Annotated in this window: 14 protein-coding genes; 4 read left to right on the top strand and 10 right to left on the bottom strand. The window is 40.9% G+C overall.

The window, feature by feature from the left end; translation table 11 throughout:
- Positions 1 to 29: 29 nt before the first annotated feature.
- Positions 30 to 2,135, bottom strand: coding sequence for an ATP-dependent Clp protease ATP-binding subunit (locus D8847_RS06235; protein WP_125840992.1), 2,106 nt, complete (start codon positions 2,133 to 2,135; stop codon positions 30 to 32).
- 395 nt (positions 2,136 to 2,530) lie between these two features.
- On the bottom strand, positions 2,531 to 4,846 hold the full coding sequence (gene pflB / locus D8847_RS06230) for a formate C-acetyltransferase (protein ID WP_125841013.1): 2,316 nt from the start codon (positions 4,844 to 4,846) through the stop codon (positions 2,531 to 2,533).
- Between the two features lie 229 nt (positions 4,847 to 5,075).
- Here pflB and D8847_RS06225 point away from each other — a divergent pair, with 229 nt between their 5' ends.
- Together D8847_RS06225 and dinB are read left to right on the top strand one after the other, a co-directional pair.
- Positions 5,076 to 5,735 (top strand): hypothetical protein, encoded by a 660-nt coding sequence (locus D8847_RS06225; RefSeq protein WP_125840991.1) that lies wholly within the window; start codon positions 5,076 to 5,078, stop codon positions 5,733 to 5,735.
- Between the two features lie 18 nt (positions 5,736 to 5,753).
- Positions 5,754 to 6,815: a DNA polymerase IV gene (gene dinB, locus D8847_RS06220; protein ID WP_125840990.1), complete on the top strand. Its 1,062-nt coding sequence runs from the start codon at positions 5,754 to 5,756 to the stop codon at positions 6,813 to 6,815.
- A 33-nt stretch (positions 6,816 to 6,848) separates the two neighbouring features.
- On the opposite strand, the gene D8847_RS06215 is transcribed toward dinB, so the two are convergent.
- A complete protein-coding gene (locus D8847_RS06215) occupies positions 6,849 to 7,694 on the bottom strand; it encodes an undecaprenyl-diphosphate phosphatase (RefSeq protein WP_000280786.1) in 846 nt (281 codons plus the stop codon).
- A gap of 59 nt (positions 7,695 to 7,753) precedes the next feature.
- A complete protein-coding gene (locus D8847_RS06210; RefSeq protein ID WP_125840989.1) occupies positions 7,754 to 9,646 on the bottom strand; it encodes a DUF2207 domain-containing protein in 1,893 nt (630 codons plus the stop codon).
- A 130-nt stretch (positions 9,647 to 9,776) separates the two neighbouring features.
- On the opposite strand from D8847_RS06210, the gene D8847_RS06205 reads away from it, so the two are divergent.
- Positions 9,777 to 11,342, top strand: a complete 1,566-nt coding sequence (locus tag D8847_RS06205; RefSeq protein WP_125840988.1) for an ABC transporter substrate-binding protein/permease — start codon at positions 9,777 to 9,779, stop codon at positions 11,340 to 11,342.
- Complete coding sequence (locus D8847_RS06200; RefSeq protein WP_125840987.1) at positions 11,342 to 12,082, top strand: amino acid ABC transporter ATP-binding protein; 741 nt, start codon at positions 11,342 to 11,344, stop codon at positions 12,080 to 12,082. Before D8847_RS06205 ends, D8847_RS06200 begins: the two co-directional genes overlap by 1 nt.
- 92 nt (positions 12,083 to 12,174) lie before the next feature.
- Here D8847_RS06200 and D8847_RS06195 read toward each other — a convergent pair whose 3' ends face one another.
- From D8847_RS06195 to D8847_RS06170, 6 genes are all read right to left on the bottom strand, one after another.
- Positions 12,175 to 12,390, bottom strand: a complete 216-nt coding sequence (locus tag D8847_RS06195) for a hypothetical protein (RefSeq protein WP_000241003.1) — start codon at positions 12,388 to 12,390, stop codon at positions 12,175 to 12,177.
- A gap of 106 nt (positions 12,391 to 12,496) precedes the next feature.
- Positions 12,497 to 13,393, bottom strand: a complete 897-nt coding sequence (locus tag D8847_RS06190) for an SPFH domain-containing protein (protein ID WP_125840986.1) — start codon at positions 13,391 to 13,393, stop codon at positions 12,497 to 12,499.
- Positions 13,394 to 13,475: 82 nt separating this feature from the next.
- Complete coding sequence (gene ilvA, locus D8847_RS06185; protein ID WP_125840985.1) at positions 13,476 to 14,726, bottom strand: threonine ammonia-lyase IlvA; 1,251 nt, start codon at positions 14,724 to 14,726, stop codon at positions 13,476 to 13,478.
- Between the two features lie 79 nt (positions 14,727 to 14,805).
- Entirely contained in the window at positions 14,806 to 15,828 is a 1,023-nt protein-coding gene (ilvC, locus tag D8847_RS06180) for a ketol-acid reductoisomerase (protein ID WP_000290680.1), read from the bottom strand.
- Positions 15,829 to 15,918: 90 nt separating this feature from the next.
- Entirely contained in the window at positions 15,919 to 16,395 is a 477-nt protein-coding gene (ilvN, locus tag D8847_RS06175; protein WP_001253806.1) for an acetolactate synthase small subunit, read from the bottom strand.
- Positions 16,388 to 18,088 carry an acetolactate synthase large subunit gene (locus D8847_RS06170; RefSeq protein ID WP_125840984.1) on the bottom strand — a complete coding sequence of 567 codons (1,701 nt, stop codon included), beginning with the start codon at positions 18,086 to 18,088 and terminating at the stop codon, positions 16,388 to 16,390. The genes ilvN and D8847_RS06170 overlap by 8 nt, the downstream gene beginning before the upstream one ends.
- Positions 18,089 to 18,265 lie beyond the last annotated feature (177 nt).

Genomic DNA, 18,265 nt, shown 5'->3' with positions numbered 1-18,265 from the left:
CCTTCTTTTTTTATTCTCAAAATCTTGAGTTAGGCTTTTTCACGAATAACCAAAACGCCATCTTCCATATCTGCTTCCAAATGTTTGGCATCTAGATGATCCAAGTGGAAATCTGTTACCTTATCACGAATTTGTTGTTCCACCACGCGACGGAGAGGGCGAACACCCATAACTTCGTCATAACCTTCTTCTGTGATAAAGTCTTTAGCTGCTTGGCTGACTTCCAAATCAATGTCTTTCTTAGCCAAGGTTTGGTTGACTTCCGCCAACATCAAGTCCACAATCTTAGAAAGGTCTTCCTTATTCAAGTGTGAGAATTCGATAACTGCGTTAAAGCGGTTAAGGAACTCTGGGCGGAAGAATGGTTTCAAACGATCCATCAATTCTGGCTTATCCGCATCTTCTGTCAAGTTGGCTTCATAGCCAAATCCAGCATTTGATGTCGCGATAATGACTGTGTTCTTGAAGTTCACTGTATTTCCTTGACCATCAGTCAAACGACCATCATCCAAGACTTGGAGGAGAAGGGTAATGACTTGAGGATCAGCCTTTTCAATTTCGTCCAAGAGAATGATAGAGTAAGGATTACGACGAACACGTTCTGTCAAGGTATTGCTATTGTCATCATAACCCACATAACCGGCTGTTGTACCGATCAATTTAGATACGGCTGTGCGGTCACTGTATTCAGACATATCCAAGCGAATGATCGCATCCTTGGTTCCAAACATATCGAGCGCCAATTGCTTAGCAAGCTCCGTCTTACCAACCCCAGTTGGACCTACAAAGAGGAAGCTACCGATTGGGCGATTGCCTTCATCAAAACCAGCACGGTTACGACGGATAGCACGAGCGACAGCTTCTACAGCCTTATCTTGGCCAATAACCTTGTGTTCCAAGCGATGGGCCATATCTTTCAAACGTTCGATGTCTGATGCTCCCATTTGTGATACCGGAATACCAGTCATACGTTCTACAGATTCAGCCACATCATTGACACTTGCAGTCACCTTCATATCTTCTGTGTGGTTTTCGATTTTCTTTTCCAATTCTGCAATACGTGTTTTGGCATTAAGAGCTGCTTCAAAGTCTTCTGCCTCAACTGCTTTTTCTTGCTTGTCTTTTTCTGCTTCAATTTCCCGTTCAACAGCATGCACATCTGTTACTGGATGTTGAGCTGCCAAGTGAGCTGCCGTTACATCAACAAGGTCAATAGCCTTATCTGGCAAGCTACGTTGAGGAATGTATTGGACTGAATAATCCACTGCTGCTTTCAAGACTTCGTCTGGCAAGATGACATTGTGGTGTTGTTGATAGAGGTCACGAATTCCTTGAAGAATTTTAAAGGTATCCTCTGCTGAAGGAGCATTGACCTTAACTTCGTTGAAACGACGAGCAAGAGCTGCATTCTTCAAAATGGTGTTACGGTATTCGTCTTGAGTTGTCGCTCCAATAACGGTCAATTCACCACGAGAGAGGGCTGGCTTGAGAATGTCCGCAAGCCCCTTAGAACCACTGTCTCCACCAGTGCTACCAGCACCAAGGATTTGGTGGATTTCATCAAAGAAGAGGATAATATTTCCTGCTTCTTTTACTTCATTGACCAAGTTTTGAACGTTTTCTTCAAAGCTGCCACGGTATTGAGTCCCAGCCTCAAGACCTGAGATATCAATAGAAATAATTTCCTTGTTCTTGATGGCAGCTGGAACATCTCCGTTCACAATAGCTTGTGCTAGACCTTCGACAACTGCTGTCTTACCAACACCTGCATCTCCGACAAGTACAGGATTGTTTTTGGTACGACGTGAGAGGATTTCAGATGTTTCTTGAATTTCCTTGTTTCGTCCGATAACAGGATCCAATTTGCCCTCGCGAGCTTCTGCGGTCAAGTTTCGACCTAGTTTAGCAAGGACACCGTCTTGTTTCATACCTGAAGCGTGTTGTTGCATTTGCACCTCAGATTCTGCATTTCCTGGTAATTGACCAGTTGCACGATAGTGAGCGAATTCCTCAGGTGTCACTTCTCGTCCATTAATCAAGTAGCGACGGTTCTCAGAACTGTATCCTCGCATGCCACCCATCAATTGGTTAAATAAATCATCCATGTTGTTAAAGTTATTAAAGTTGTTGTTCATATTCTTTACCTCGTTTATTCTTAATTAGATGCAATCTCTGATATTGACTATCTTTGACCTTTGTTTTAAAAATTTTAGACTAGCTAACTTGCTACCCTAAGAATAACTTCTGGTTTTTCTTTTTTACATAAGCCTTCTATCATCTTCTTTTCAAAGTCTGTTAGATTTAACATAGGCCTCACCCCTTTCTAGGGTATCTATTATACATTTTCAAGAAATAGAATCATTGAAAATGAGTTTTTCTAAGGAAGTCATTTTCCTTATGTTTCTACTATACCACTTTGGTCAGTAAAAGTCAATAACTTTTTGACTAAATTTGACTATTTTTTAAAAAGTTTTTAAAGCACAAGAAAGCCAGTTAGATTAACTGGCTTTCTTTCTATTCTAATTGAATCTTAGCTCAATGCATCATCCATTGAAAGAACTTCGTGGAAGACACGTTGTGTTAATTCAGTTTTTTGTTCTGGAGTGAGGTATTTAGTATTTACACAGTATCCTGAGATACGAACGATGACATCTTCGCCATTCATAATCTTGTCATAAACATCTTTCAAATCCATTACGTTCAAGTTACAGTGTTGTCCACCGTTTTCGAAGTAACCATCAAGGATTGTTACCAAGTTGTCCACTTGTTCGTCACGAGTTTTACCAAGAGCACGAGGTGAAACTTGAGTTGTCAATGAGATACCATCAGCTGCGTAACCAAAGTCAAGACTAGCAAGTGAGTTCAAGTTTTGCAACCATCCACCTTTAGCTTTGTTAGATGGGTTAGCACCTGGTGAGAAGAATTCAAGTTTAGACAAGTTCACAGAACCATCTTCGTTGAGGTATACGCCTTTGTGGACTGGTGAGTTACCAGTTTGTTTAGAGTAAGCAACGTTAGATGTGATGGTCAAAAGTGATACTGTAGCTTCTGCGTTCTTGTAGAGTTTGTGGCTACGTAGACGAGTTGTGTAAGCTTCGATCAACCATTCTGCCAATTCGTTTGAACGTGGGTCATCTTCACCCCAACGTGGGTATTCACCGATTGTTTCGTAATCGTAGATGTAGCCATCCTCGTCACGGATTGGTTTAACTGTAGCGTACTTGATTGCTGACAATGTGTCAACAGTATTGGCAAATCCACAGATACCGAATCCCATGTTAGCACGTTGTTTAGTTGGCAAGAAGGCCATTTGAACCGCTTCGTAGTTGTACTTATCAGTCATGTAGTGGATGATGTTCAAAGCATCTACGTAAGTGTCAGTCAACCAGTCAAGAGATTTTTCAAAGTTAGCTTTAACTGATTCGAATTCAAGAACTTCGTCACGGATTGGTTCGATGTCAAATACCTTGTAGTCTTTGTGAACATCGTCGTAACCACCGTTCAAACCAGTAAGAAGGGCTTTCAATACGTTAACACGAGCACCGAAGTACTGGATGTTGTGACGTTGTTCTTCATTTTCTGGGTCAAGTGGAGATACACAACATGAGATACAGCTCATTTCACCGTATCCGTCTTTAGCCATTGTTGTAACACCTTCGTATTGGATAGAAGAGTGTTTGTGGCTCATGTGCATACAGTAGCGACGGAAGCTATAAGGTAATTTGTCAGTCCAAAGAACTGTCAAGTTTGGTTCTGGAGAGTTACCGATATTGTCAAGAGTGTTCAAGAAACGGTAGTCCATCTTAGTAACACGATGACGACCGTCGTTACCCATACCAGCCATAGAAGTTGTGATGAAGGTTGGGTCACCTGAGTACAATTGGTCATAAGCTTTTGTACGAGCAAATTTAACTGTACGAAGTTTCATAACGAAATCATCAACGAATTCTTGGATTTCTGATTCAGTAAATGTACCACGAGCCAAGTCACGTTCTGCGTAGATGTCCAATACGATTGGCACACGTCCTAGAGATGTTGCAGCACCGTTGATAACACGGCAGACAGCCATGAAGGCGATGTTAACCCATTGGATAGCTTCTTTGACGTTCATCGCTGGTTTGCGGACATCAACTCCGTAAAGGTCACCCAAGCGAACAACTTGTTGCAATGCTTGGTATTGAAGGTTTACTTCTTCACGAAGACGGATTGTTTCTTCATCAATTTCTTTAATTGCATTCCAGTCGTTTACTTTTTCTTGCATCAAATAATCTGCACCGTAAAGAGCAAGACGTGCGTAAACACCGATGATACGTCCACGTGAGTAGGCATCTGGAAGACCAGTTACAGTGTGAGCGTGACGAGCGCGACGGATGTTTGAAGTATAGGCACGGAAGATACCGTCGTTAACTGTTGTTACGTATTTAGTGAAGATTTCGTGAACAGCTGGATCTGGTTCGTATCCATTTTCTTTCAAAGTAGTTTCAGCCATACGGATACCACCTTTTGGCATGAAGTTCAATTTGAAGAGTTCATCGTTTTGGATACCGAAGATCAATTCGTTTTCTTTGTCGATAAATCCAGCAGGAATATCAGCAATAGATGTTGGACGAGTGTCCATTGGGAAACGAGTTTCTTCGTAGTGTGCTTTTGTTTCTTCTACGATTTTCTTGATGTGAAGCGAACGTTCTGTTGGGCCAGCAAGGAAACTTTCATCTCCATCATAAGGTGTGTAGTTAGCTTGAACGAAGCGAGAAATACTTGCTTTTTCTTTCCAATCTACGCCTTTGAAGCCTTCCCAAGCTTTATCAAAAATATCTTGTGCTTCAACAACTGTCTTAACAACCATGTTAATGTCCTCATTTTTCTTTCTAGTAACAACCATCTGTTACATTCATAAATCAAGTATACCACACAGTAACCGATTTCAACAAGAAGAAAACAGCCTTTTTAGCGCTTTCTTTTATAATACAGTTTGACAAATAGGGTTATCTGTGTTATAATTTTGAAAAGTTGAATGAAAACAGGAAAAGAGTCTAATAAACTTAGATAGTTTATAAAGTTAAGGGGGACTTATCATGAAAAAAAGTAAAAATATTACGGGCTTTGATTTTCTGTGGTTAGCCTTGTATACTACTGCTACCTTTTTATTTGAATTATTACTGGTGACAGTGGAAGGATTTTGGGGGCTTTCACTTTATCACGCAACAAGGTTTCAGATGATTGCTCACTGGATAGTGACTAGTTTGGGCTGGTTTGGTTTCGGTTTCGGTATTATTTCTCTGGCTAAAAAACAAACTGGCTTTGACCTTTTGAAAACGGAGAAAAAAACTGTATCTGTTTGGCAATGGTTGACGATTGTCTTGAGTTTTATCCTTATTACACTTGTCCAATACTGGGATTGGAAGGGTTTCAAAATTTTGATTGAATTTCAGCATTTAGGTTGGTTGAAATTTCTATTTCAATATATCTACTATGCTGCTGAAAGTTTCCTAATTTCTCTGGTACTGGTTTTCGGACAAAAAGCTTTTGAGACTTGGTTTAAAAATGATAAAATTCCCTATGGCGGTATTCTCTTAGGTTTGACATGGGGCTTGATGCATATCTTGTCAAAGGGAAGTGTCTTGACAGGAATATTAACTTGTTTGGCTGGTTTTCTATTCGGCAGTGTTTATCTCCTGGTGAATAAAGATTACAAGAAGACTCTCGTCATTGTGACTTGCTTATTTATGCTTTAAAAGATTCTAGGAGACGGCATGTTAATTTTCCCGCTTATCAATGACACATCGCGAAAAATCATCCATATCGACATGGATGCCTTTTTTGCTTCGGTGGAAATCAGAGATAATCCTAAGTTAAAGGGTAAACCTGTCATCATTGGGAGCGATCCCAGACAAACAGGTGGTCGAGGAGTCGTTTCTACCTGTAGCTATGAGGCACGAGCTTTTGGTGTTCATTCAGCCATGAGTTCTAAAGAAGCTTATGAGCGCTGTCCACAAGCTATCTTTATCTCAGGAAATTATGAAAAATACAAAACTGTGGGACTTGAGATCCGAGCTATTTTTAAACGCTACACTGATTTGATTGAACCTATGAGTATTGACGAAGCCTACTTGAATGTGACAGAAAATAAACTCGGTATCAAGTCAGCCGTCAAAATTGCCCGCCTCATCCAACAGGATATCTGGCAGGAACTACACCTGACTGCTTCTGCAGGTGTTTCTTATAACAAATTCCTAGCTAAAATGGCTAGTGACTATCAAAAACCACATGGTTTGACAGTGATTCTCCCAGATCAAGCCCAAGACTTTCTCAAACCAATGGACATTGCTAAATTTCATGGCGTGGGCAAAAAAACAGTTGAACGCCTTCATGAAATGGGCATTTATACTGGCGCAGACTTATTGGACGTCTCAGAAGTCACTTTAATCGATCGGTTTGGCAGACTCGGTTATGAGCTTTATCGAAAGGCTCGTGGTATTCACAATTCTCCAGTCAAGTCCGATCGCATTCGTAAGTCCATTGGCAAGGAGAAAACCTATGGGAAGATTCTGCAAGTAGAAGAAGACATCAAAAAAGAGCTGACTCTTCTCTCAGAAAAGGTAGCTCACAATCTCAGCCAACAAGGCAAAGCTGGAAAAATCATTATCCTAAAAATACGATATGCTGACTTCTCCACTCTGACTAGACGAAAAAGCCTCCCACAAGCAACACAGGACGCTAGTCAGATTTCTCAAACTGCCCTTCAACTCTACGAAGAGCTAGCTGAAAAAGAAAAAGGTATCCGTTTACTAGGAGTCACAGTAACAGGATTTTAAAAAGCTTGAAGGAAGATTCCCTCAAGCTTTTTCTTATACAAATAAACGCACAAAACTATAGAGCAACAAGACACTACCGAGTACGATACGGTATTTACCAAAGAGGGTAAAGTCGTGCTTCTTCACATAGCCAGTCAAGAAGCGAATAGCAACCATGCTGACCGCGAAGGCTACTCCCATAGCAACCAAAAGCAAGAACAGTTGTCCAAAACTCAAGAGTTGACCTGCTTTTATAAATTTAAAAATCTTTAAAGCACTGGCTCCGAACATAACAGGAATTCCGAGATAGAAGGTAAACTCTGTTACGACAGAGCGACTTGTTCCATTCAACAAACCACCAACAATCGTCGCACCTGAACGGCTCGTTCCTGGGAAGAGGGCAAGGACTTGGAAAAGTCCGATATAGAGAGCTGTCTTGTAGGGAAGCTTTTCAAGTTCTGTAACTGTTGGTTCAATAGCTTGCGCCTTGTTTCGTTTTTCAAGATAGATAAAGGCAACCCCATAGATAATCAACATAATAGCAACTGATACCATATTATGAAAATGAGTGTCAAACCAATCATCCAGCTTAAAGACTAGCAATAAAGGCAAGGTCGCAACGAGGACTTTTGACCACAATTGCCAAGTTCGACGGACTTCTACCTTATTTTTACCAGGTTTGAAAGGATTAAGCTTGTTAAAGTAAATCACCATAACCGCTAAGATAGCGCCGAGCTGAATAACAACATTAAACATGGACATGAAGGCTTCATTTTGGTCCTTGTATTGTACAAATTCTTCAACCAAGATCAAGTGACCAGTACTTGAAATGGGCAACCATTCTGTAATTCCTTCAACAATCCCAAAAAAGATCGACTTCAAAATTTCAATAAGATACATGTATTACTCCTTTTTCTGTCCTCTATTATAGCATAATTTCGGATTCTGCGATAGATTTTTTAGAAAGCACCGATGCTACCACCGCCTCCGCCTCCTGAGAATCCTCCACCTGAAGAACCACTTCCAGAAGAGACGGAGTAATTGCTTGCTGTATTTGCGACCGCTGCATAGTATTTCATCTGTCCAGTATAGGTATGAAGTTGCGCATACCAGCCATAGACAATGTAACTATCTAAGTCTGGATTTTCAAGATGGATTTGCCGAACTTTCATTAATTGGCTGACTTTCTTGGCATAACCAAAAAGAGTCGCATAGACCAGAAGGCGATTCCAAAGGACGATACTCTCCAACTCAGCCTTGTCTAGACGGGCGATATTGCGAAGCATGTTTTCAAAACTTTTCCAGTGATAGTAAACCTCTGCCCCTTCATCTGTCAAGACGCCATTATCATAATACCCGTATGTTACAACATAAATTAGCACTAAAATAACGGAATCAAGTAATCCCAAAAAGAGGAGGTAGAACGAAACAAAACCATACGTGTTCCAACTACAGTAGAAGAATAGCCAGCTCCCTACGGCTGAACCAATTAATCCAATCCACATAGCCAGAGATAGTTTCTTCTCACCCGTACTCAAAGGACGGTAATAATTTGGAATACGCAACGCATGCACCTTGTCTTTGACGCGCTTTTCAATGTTAGAGATGCGTCTATCAAACGAACGTTTCAGTTGCTTCCCTATCTCCTGAACCTGCTTTGCATCCTTTTTAGAAACTCCACGATAAATACTTGGTGAAACCTGATAATCTGAAAACAGATCCGAAATTGCCAACTCTTTCTTATCTGAAAAGCAAAGTGTCAGACATTCCTTCTCAAAATTTGCCAATCCACTTTCATTTATGATTTTAAGAATTGGCTCTTTTTCCCCTTTCTTAATAGCCAAATGCCCTCTATCTACCAGATCCAGCAATGTAGCCTGAATGACTCGTTCAAATGTAAAACGACCAAATCCTTTTGCTCCCGGTTTCATTTCGCTCAGTGATAAGGAATATACACTCTCTGCTAAAACCATTGGCGGCCAATCCATAGGTGGCTCATAGAGACGATGGTTCTTAGCAAATTTCTTCTTGGGACTAATTTCTTTTTTGAAACGTTTATAAAAGATTAAACCGACAAACAGAAGAACGGTCAAAACAATTGGAATAAGCCACATCATCACAATCTTGTCCGAAGCTTTTTCACTTGCTATTTCAAGCTCAACTCTTTTAAACCAAATGAGGTTATCAGATACCAATCCTTGATCTGGAGCTTCTGAAAAAGCACTTCTCGGCCAGTAAGCATGTAGTTCCACCTGACGATTTCTCGGAAGATCTTTCATCTTGACCTTGTAGAAATCATTTACCTTTTTGACACTAGCTTCCTTAAAGAGTTTTCCTGTATGGAAATAGAGTTTCTCTGCTGGATTTTCAGAGCTGACCTTGAACTCAAACTCTTTAATATCTCCAGAACTATCTGTCAAGGGTTGCCAATTTAGCTCCGCTATATCCTTGTATAAGAAGAGAAGGTTTGTTAGTTTCCAGGTAACCGTCACCCGAACAGTATCCCCGGCATATCCAGCATTGTAAATTTTTACCTTGTAACCGTCCTCTTCCTCCATAGTATAAAAGGAAACATTTTGAATAATTTGCCCATTTTTAGACACTTGAACGGTCGGGTCGGGATCAATGTCAAATCCTTCTGGCATTTTCCCAGCTTTTCCTAGTCCAACTAGCTGGCCATTATAATCATCTCCAAAACGGTAGGTGATTGTTTCCTTAAAAGTTGCAGTATTATCTGCATGAATATTCAAATCACCCTGATAGGACAAGATATCAAAGTCTACTGCAAAAACCAGGCTCGGTATAAATAATAAACAAGCAAATACCAAAGTCACCAGCCATCTTTTTTTCATAATTGATTCCCTTTCAATCTTTTCACCATTATATCATTTTTTATAAGTAAAGGCTTACTTGTATTGAAAATCTCACCATTTTTAGATACAATAGAGAGAAGTCATTTTTAGACTAGAAATAGGAGAAAACATGAAAAAATTATGCTTATCTATCCTTGCTAGCCTAGCCCTTACATTAGGACTGGTTAGCCAAGTCCAAGCCGACGAATATTTACGCATCGGGATGGAGGCAGCTTACGCTCCCTTCAACTGGACCCAAGACGACGATAGTAACGGCGCCGTCAAAATCGACGGTACCAACCAATATGCCAACGGCTACGATGTTCAAATCGCTAAAAAAATTGCCAAAGATCTAGGTAAGGAACCTTTGGTCGTGAAAACCAAGTGGGAAGGACTTGTTCCAGCCCTTACTTCTGGTAAAATCGATATGATCATTGCCGGTATGAGCCCAACTGCTGAACGTAAACAAGAAATTGCCTTTTCAAACAGTTACTATACTAGCGAACCAGTTCTATTGGTCAAAAAGGACTCTGCCTATGCAAATGCCAAATCTTTAGAGGACTTTAGCGGAGCAAAAATCACTTCTCAACAAGGTGTTTACCTTTATGATTTGATTTCCCAAATCCCTGGTGTCAAGAAAGAAACAGCTATGGGCGACTTTGCCCAAATGCGCCAAGCTCTTGAGGCTGGTGTTATTGATGCCTATGTTTCGGAACGCCCTGAAGCACTGACTGCCGAAGCCGCTAACTCTAAGTTCAAGATGGTCCAAGTAGAACCAGGTTTCAAGACTGGAGAAGAAGATACTGCTATTGCCATTGGACTTCGTAAAGATGACAGTCGTATCAGCCAAATTAATGCTAGTATTGAAACCATCTCCAAAGATGAACAAGTTGCACTGATGGATCGTATGATTCAGGAGCAACCTGCCGAAGCCACAGCAACTGAAGAAAGTAGCAGTAATTTCTTCAGCCAAGTTGCTAAAATTCTTTCTGAAAACTGGCAACAGCTCTTGCGTGGTGCAGGGGTCACTCTTTTAATCTCAATCATCGGAACTATCGTAGGTCTCATTATCGGTCTTGCCATTGGTGTCTTCCGTACGGCTCCTCTCTCTGAAAACAAAGTCATTTACGGCCTACAAAAACTAGTCGGTTGGATTCTCAATGTCTATATTGAAATCTTCCGTGGTACACCGATGATTGTTCAATCCATGGTTATCTACTATGGGACTGCTCAAGCTTTCGGTATTAATCTCGACCGGACACTGGCTGCTATCTTTATCGTCTCAATCAACACGGGTGCCTATATGACAGAGATCGTTCGTGGTGGTATTCTAGCAGTTGACAAGGGACAGTTCGAAGCTGCAACTGCTCTTGGTATGACCCACAATCAAACCATGCGTAAGATTGTCCTTCCTCAGGTTGTCCGTAATATTCTACCTGCTACTGGTAATGAGTTTGTCATCAATATCAAAGATACCTCTGTATTGAACGTTATTTCAGTTGTCGAGCTTTATTTCTCAGGAAATACTGTAGCGACTCAAACCTATCAATACTTCCAGACCTTTACCATCATTGCAGTGATTTACTTTGTCCTCACCTTCACTGTGACCCGTGTCCTACGTTTTATCGAACGCTATATGGACATGGACACTTACACTACAGGTGCTAACCAAATGCAAACGGGGGATTTGAAATAATGACACAACCAATCCTTGAAATCAAACACCTAAAAAAATCCTATGGACAAAACGAAGTGCTAAAAGACATTTCTCTCACCGTCCATAAAGGAGAGGTTATTTCCATCATCGGAAGCTCGGGAAGCGGAAAATCAACCTTCCTTCGTTCGATTAATTTACTAGAAACACCTACAGGAGGAGAGATTCTCTATCGCGGAGAAAATGTCCTAGAAAAAGGCTATAACCTCACCCATTATCGTGAAAAGCTCGGTATGGTTTTCCAATCTTTCAATCTCTTTGAAAATCTGAATGTCCTCGAAAATACCATCGTCGCCCAAACGACAGTACTCAAACGTGACCACTCTGAAGCTGAAAAAATTGCCAAAGAGAATCTTGAAAAAGTTGGTATGGGAGAATGTTACTGGCAAGCCAAGCCGAAGCAACTTTCAGGTGGACAAAAGCAACGTGTAGCTATCGCTCGTGCACTCTCCATGAATCCTGACGCCGTTCTCTTCGACGAACCAACATCTGCCCTTGACCCCGAAATGGTCGGAGAAGTCCTCAAAATTATGCAGGACCTGGCTCAAGAAGGCTTGACCATGATTGTTGTAACCCACGAAATGGAATTTGCTCGCGACGTCTCCCATCGTGTCATCTTCATGGACAAGGGAATCATTGCAGAAGAAGGTAAACCTGAAGAACTCTTCACGAACCCTAAAGAAGAACGGACAAAAGAATTCCTTCAGCGTTATCTCAATTAATAAATAAAGACTGCATACAGAATGCAGTCTTTTTAGTTTGTAATTGTAAAGGAAAGGCAGACTCGATTCAGAAATCTGCCTGTAACCACAGTTCAATCTTCAAATTTTTCATGATTTTTTTCATAGAAATCGATTAAACTAAGAGCTGTTTCAAATGAAATATTTTTAACTTTTGCGCGTCCTTGCGCTAGGGCAATGATAGACATTTCACGCGCATTCGTTTCTTTAGAGATACGGTAACCTGTGATCTTCTTATCACGAACCCAGCCAACAACTGCTTCTACCTTTTCAAAGTTTGACTTAACCATGTTCTTCTCCTGAATTATTCTTTACAATTCCTAATTGTATACGTTTTTATTTCATCTGTCAATAAAAAAACATATATTCGTCACAACTATATTATTCTGCATATTTTTATTTGGCTTTTAAAGCCGATAATATATGAGTTCTTATATCCTCAACTCCATTAGGATTTGCTGGTAGGAAAATTGTATTATTTCCTTCTTTTTCTGCAAAATTATTCAATGTGTCTAAATACTGGTTCGTTAATAGGATAGACATGATTTGTTCTTCAGTCAGCTCAACATTAGCTCCCTTTAACTCTTTGATAGAATCAGCCAGTCCGTCAACAATCGCTTTACGCTGTTCTGCAATCCCTACACCATGTAGGCGATCTTTTTCTGCTTCTGCTTCTGCTGCGGTCACGATCTTAATCTTGTCTGCTTCAGCAAGTTCTTGCGCTGCAACTCTCTTACGTTGAGCTGCATTGATTTCATTCATTGATTGTTTTACTTCAGCATCAGGTTCAACCTTAGTAATCAGCGTTTTGACAATGATATACCCATACGTAGACATTTCTTCCGCTACTTGTTTTTGAACTTCTAAGGCAATTTCATCCTTCTTCTCAAACAACTCATCTAGGGTTAGCTTTGGTACAGATGAACGCAAAGCATCTTCAATATAGGATTTAATTTGGGCTTCTGGACGCATCAATTTATAATAGGCATCTGTGACATTGTTTTCATTCACTCGATACTGAGTTGCCACATTCATCGTTACAAATACATTATCTTGCGTCTTTGTCTCTACAACGATTTCACTCTGCAACAAGCGTAGTTGTACTCTTGCCGCAATTCTATCAATCCCAAAGGGAGCCCGCAAATGAATACCACTATTACTCAACTTTTGGTATTTACCAAAGCGTTCTATAATAGCGACAGATTGTTGTCGTACCACATACACAGAACTAACTATAATCACCGATGCAATCACCACTAAAATCAATACAACAAGTAAAATTTGTAAAACCATGGGAATCTCCCCCTTTCATCACCCTCATTATAACACCATCGTTATCATTACGCAAATAATATGATAATAATTTTATTTTAGTTTAAACTAACATATTATACAATGTTTCATTTCCATTCAAATTAATATAAGACGGGTCAAACTTTTCCATTCGATGAATCAATCCAGCATAATCATGCTTATTGGCAAGAGCAATCCCAATCAATACAGGACCTGTCCCCTTGCTTGCTCGTTTGATATATTCAAAACGAGTGATGTCATCATTTGGCCCCAAAATGTCATTTACAAACTCTCGTAGAGCTCCAGGACGCTGTGGGAAATTCACTACAAAGTAATGCTTGATTCCATCGTAAATCAAGGCACGTTCTTCCATCTCTGGCATACGGTTGATATCGTTATTTCCCCCAGAAATGATACAACAAATCGTCTTTCCTTTGATATAGTCTGATAAAACTTCCAAGGCTGCAACACTAGCAGCCCCTGCTGGTTCCGCTACAATTCCTTGTTTGGAATAAAGATCAATCAAGGTTTCAGAAATCAATCCCTCATCTACCCCAATCAGCGTTTCAACATTCTGACGGGTCGCTTCATAGGTCAACTGTCCAACCTTCTGTACAGCTATCCCATCAGCAAACTTATCAATTTCTTTGAGTTTGACTGGTCCCCCAGCCTCAAAGGCCGCCTTCATCGAACGGGCACCATTGGCTTCTACACCAATTACTTCGATAGCGGGATTGGTTTCTTTGATATAGGTCGAAACCCCTGCAATCAGTCCGCCACCGCCTACTGGTACAAGTACTGTATCAAAATCGATAGACTCTTTACGAGCTTCTTCAAGAATTTCATAGGCGACAGTCCCTTGACCTGCTTGGACATGAGCATCATCAAAGGGATCAATAAAGGTGCGGCTTTCAGAAACTGTAAATTCTTGAGCTGCTTTAGCTGAGGCATCAAAGGTATCTCCAACTAGTTTAATGGTCACAAACTCTCCACCGAAAAAGCGAACCTGCCCAATCTTTTGTTGCGGTGTTGTGATGGGCATAAAGATTGTTGCAGGAATCTTCATCTCATTACAAGTATAGGCGACACCTTGGGCGTGATTTCCCGCAGAGGCACAGACTACACCACGCTCACGTTCTTCTTTTGATAGTTGAGAAATAGCATAATAGGCTCCACGAATTTTAAAAGAACGAACACGCTGGGCATTTTCCTTCTTCAAATAAATCTTAGCACCATACTTCTCTGATAAATAATGATCATAATCAAGTGGAGTATTGACTACTACACCACTCAATACTTTGTGGGCTTTCACCACGTCTTTTGCACTTAGCATTGTCTCCTCCTCAAATACTGTTTAAGATAAAAAGCGAGTTAGGTACCCCCAACTCGCCTTCTGTTTTTCTTCACAAGAATTAGTTGTAGATTTTGAATGCGTCGTCGTCATTTTTACCAACGAATGGCATTGCTTTACGCAATTCAGCACCAACTTTTTCAATTTCAAGGTTAGCTGCTTGTTCACGGTAAGCAGTCAATTTTGGACGTCCAGCCTTGTAGTCATTTACAAAGTCATTTGCAAATTTACCATTTTGGATATCTGCCAAGACAGCTTTCATGTTTTCTTTAACTTGCTCAGTAATCACACGTGGACCTGATACATAGTCACCGTATTCGGCAGTGTTAGAAATTGATTGACGCATTTTCTTGAATCCACCTTCATAAATCAAGTCAACGATCAACTTCATTTCATGAAGAACTTCAAAGTAAGCCAATTCTGGGGCGTATCCTGCTTCTGTCAAGACTTCAAAGCCTGCTTCGATAAGGGCAGTCAAGCCACCACAAAGTACGGCTTGTTCACCAAACAAATCTTCTTCAGTTTCTTCTTTGTAAGTTGTTTCAAGCAAACCAACACGAGCTGCTCCAACACCTTTACACCAGTCCATAGCAATGTTTTTAGCATTTCCTGTAGCGTCTTGGTAGACTGCATAAAGAGCTGGAACACCAAATCCTTCTTCGTAAGTACGACGTACCAAGTGTCCTGGTCCTTTAGGGGCACACATGAAGACATCCACGTCTGCAGGTACTTTGATAAATTCAAAGTGGATATTGAAACCATGAGCAAATCCAACTGCATTTCCAGCTTCCAAGTTTGGAGCGATTTCTGCTTCGTACAATTCTTGTTGGATTTCGTCTGGTGCCAAGATCATGATAACGTCAGCCAATTTAGTTGCTTCTGCTACTGTATAAGTGTCAAATCCATCTTCTTTTGCTTTGTCAAAAGATTTACCATGACGTACACCGATGATGACATCACGACCTGAGTCACGCAAGTTTTGCGCATGCGCATGTCCTTGTGAACCATAACCGATTACGGCGATTTTTTTACCATCAAGCGCTGCTACTTTAACATCTTTTTCGTATTCCATTTGAACTGCCATAGTTTGTCTCTCTTTTCTATTATTTATTGCCTTTTAGGCTGGTTTAACAAATTTATGCTGGATTTTATACTCAATAAAAATCAAAGAGTATTAGTCGCGGGTAAATCCAGTTGCACCCGTACGAGCGATATTTTTGATACCGTATGGTCGAATCACTCGCAATAAAGCTTCACTCTTTTCAGCATTTCCAGTCATCTGAATAGTGATGGAGCTTGGAGCCACATCTACTACCGTTGCACGGAAAGGTTGGATAATGGCCAAGATTTCTGCACGCTTTTCAGCAGGAGCAGATACCTTCACCAAGATAACTTCTCTTTCCAAGTGTGGTTTATCTGTGATATCTCGAATGCGAATCACATCAATCTGACGATTCAGTTGTTTAATGATTTGCTCTACTTCATCATGAGAGGCCACATCGATAATGATGGTAATCCGTGATACATCAGGATTCTCTGTCGCACCAACTGAGATACTCTCAATATTGACTTGACGACGTGAAAGGACACCTGTAAAACGATTCAAAACTCCTGAACGATTTTGTAGTTTTGCTGTTAACATTCTACGCATGGAACTTCACCCCCAACATCTCATGATTGCTCTTACCAGCTGGTACCATCGGTAAAACCTGTTCCTTACGAGAAATATCCACCTCGATAAACATCGGCACATTCTCCAGAATAACCTCTAGATCCTTCTCTATCGTCTCTGGGTTATCAAATTTATAGTTTTTGATGCCGTAAGCCTGTGCCATCAGCTGGAAGTCAGGAAGAGTGTCAAAGACTGACTCTGAAGTTCTACCCTCATAGAAGGATTCCTGCCACTGACGAACCATTCCTAGTGAGTGGTTATTCAGCATCACGACCTTAATGGGCACCTTGTAGATATTTAGGATGGCTAGTTCTTGGTTGGTCATTTGGAAGCCGCCATCACCGACAAAAAGAACTACTTCTTTTTCTGGATTGGCAATCTTGGCTCCGATAGCTGCAGGAACTCCGAATCCCATGGTACCCAAACCACCAGATGTGACTAATTGACGTTCATTTTGGTAAGGATAATACTGAGCTGTCCACATTTGGTGTTGACCAACGTCAGTTACAACAATGGCATCCCCATTCGTCAACTCACCGATGCGTTCAATAACGGCCTGAGGTTGAACCACACGTTCTTTCTTATCATAAGAACGAACTCGATTCTTGTCCTTGGTGACTTTTTCAATCCACTTTTCAGTATTGTTATGAACAGTTGGTTCTGCTAGTAGCATCTGCAAGGCTTTCTTAGCATCCCCCACCACAGGAATATCTGCTCTGATAATCTTGCCAATCTCAGCTGGGTCAATATCAATGTGGGCAACCTTAGCATTCTTCGCAAAGGTCTTAGGATTTCCCGTCAAGCGGTCATCGAAACGGCAACCAATACTAATCATAAAGTCGGCTTCCGTCATGGCAATATTAGCTGCGAAAGACCCGTGCATGCCTCCCATTCCGAGGAAGAGTGGATGGCTAGTTGCAATCGTACCTTGTCCTAAAAGACTGGTCACGACTGGAATTTGGTAGCGTTCTGCAAACTCATTGAGTTCTGTAGCTGCTTCTGCATAACTAACTCCACCACCTGCTAATAAAACAGGTTTCTTGGCTTTTGACAATTGCTTCAAGATCTTCTTGATTTGCATGTCATTTGGCTCAAGAGTTGGCTGATAGCTTGGCAAATTCACTTCGGGTGAATAGATGAAATCTGTCTCTAAGGCAGATACGTCTTTTGGTAGGTCAATCACGACAGGCCCTGGACGACCTGTCGTTGCGATATAGACAGCTTCCGTAATGATGCGAGGAATATCTGCCGTCTCACGAACTTGGTAATTGTACTTAGTGATTGGCATGGTAATTCCCACGATGTCCGCCTCCTGAAAGGCATCTTTCCCAATCCCTGCTCGCGCCACCTGACCCGTAAAGACCAAAAGGGGAACGCTATCGCTCATGGCATCTGCAATCCCTGTAATGGCATTTGTAGCTCCCGGTCCACTCGTGACGACAGCAACACCCAACTTTCCAGTTGATTTGGCATATCCTTCAGCTTCGTGCAAACAACCTTGCTCATGGCGTCCTAAAATGTGACGAATGCCTTTAAAATTGTATATCGCATCATACAAAGGTAAGACTGCACCACCAGGATAGCCGAATATGGTATCAATTCCTAAATCACGAAGTGTTTCCAAAACTAGATCCGACCCCGTCTTAGGAGATTCTAAACTGATTTTCTCCATTGTTCCCCTTTCTCTTCTCTTAAAAATAGCTTGTTACTATCATACCATTTTTTCAAAAATTTTCAAGACAAAAGAAGCAATTTTCTGAATTTTCTATCTAAAAGTGTATTTATGAACTTTTTTATCATTTTTATTAATATATCATCAAAATAAGGAACTTTTCCTTACTTTCATTTA

Source organism: Streptococcus mitis (assembly GCF_003942795.1).
Classification (GTDB): Bacteria; Bacillota; Bacilli; order Lactobacillales; family Streptococcaceae; genus Streptococcus; species Streptococcus mitis_BJ.
This window is presented reverse-complemented; position numbering and strand designations above follow the sequence as displayed.

Bases quoted from the DNA above. Each gene is read 5' to 3' on its own strand.
- D8847_RS06235 (WP_125840992.1), bottom strand. From the start codon at position 2,135: ATGAACAACAACTTTAATAACTTTAACAACATGGATGATTTATTTAAC.
- pflB (WP_125841013.1), bottom strand. From the start codon at position 4,846: ATGGTTGTTAAGACAGTTGTTGAAGCACAAGATATTTTTGATAAAGCT.
- D8847_RS06225 (WP_125840991.1), top strand. From the start codon at position 5,076: ATGAAAAAAAGTAAAAATATTACGGGCTTTGATTTTCTGTGGTTAGCC.
- dinB (WP_125840990.1), top strand. From the start codon at position 5,754: ATGTTAATTTTCCCGCTTATCAATGACACATCGCGAAAAATCATCCAT.
- D8847_RS06215 (WP_000280786.1), bottom strand. From the start codon at position 7,694: ATGTATCTTATTGAAATTTTGAAGTCGATCTTTTTTGGGATTGTTGAA.
- D8847_RS06210 (WP_125840989.1), bottom strand. From the start codon at position 9,646: ATGAAAAAAAGATGGCTGGTGACTTTGGTATTTGCTTGTTTATTATTT.
- D8847_RS06205 (WP_125840988.1), top strand. From the start codon at position 9,777: ATGAAAAAATTATGCTTATCTATCCTTGCTAGCCTAGCCCTTACATTA.
- D8847_RS06200 (WP_125840987.1), top strand. From the start codon at position 11,342: ATGACACAACCAATCCTTGAAATCAAACACCTAAAAAAATCCTATGGA.
- D8847_RS06195 (WP_000241003.1), bottom strand. From the start codon at position 12,390: ATGGTTAAGTCAAACTTTGAAAAGGTAGAAGCAGTTGTTGGCTGGGTT.
- D8847_RS06190 (WP_125840986.1), bottom strand. From the start codon at position 13,393: ATGGTTTTACAAATTTTACTTGTTGTATTGATTTTAGTGGTGATTGCA.
- ilvA (WP_125840985.1), bottom strand. From the start codon at position 14,726: ATGCTAAGTGCAAAAGACGTGGTGAAAGCCCACAAAGTATTGAGTGGT.
- ilvC (WP_000290680.1), bottom strand. From the start codon at position 15,828: ATGGCAGTTCAAATGGAATACGAAAAAGATGTTAAAGTAGCAGCGCTT.
- ilvN (WP_001253806.1), bottom strand. From the start codon at position 16,395: ATGCGTAGAATGTTAACAGCAAAACTACAAAATCGTTCAGGAGTTTTG.
- D8847_RS06170 (WP_125840984.1), bottom strand. From the start codon at position 18,088: ATGGAGAAAATCAGTTTAGAATCTCCTAAGACGGGGTCGGATCTAGTT.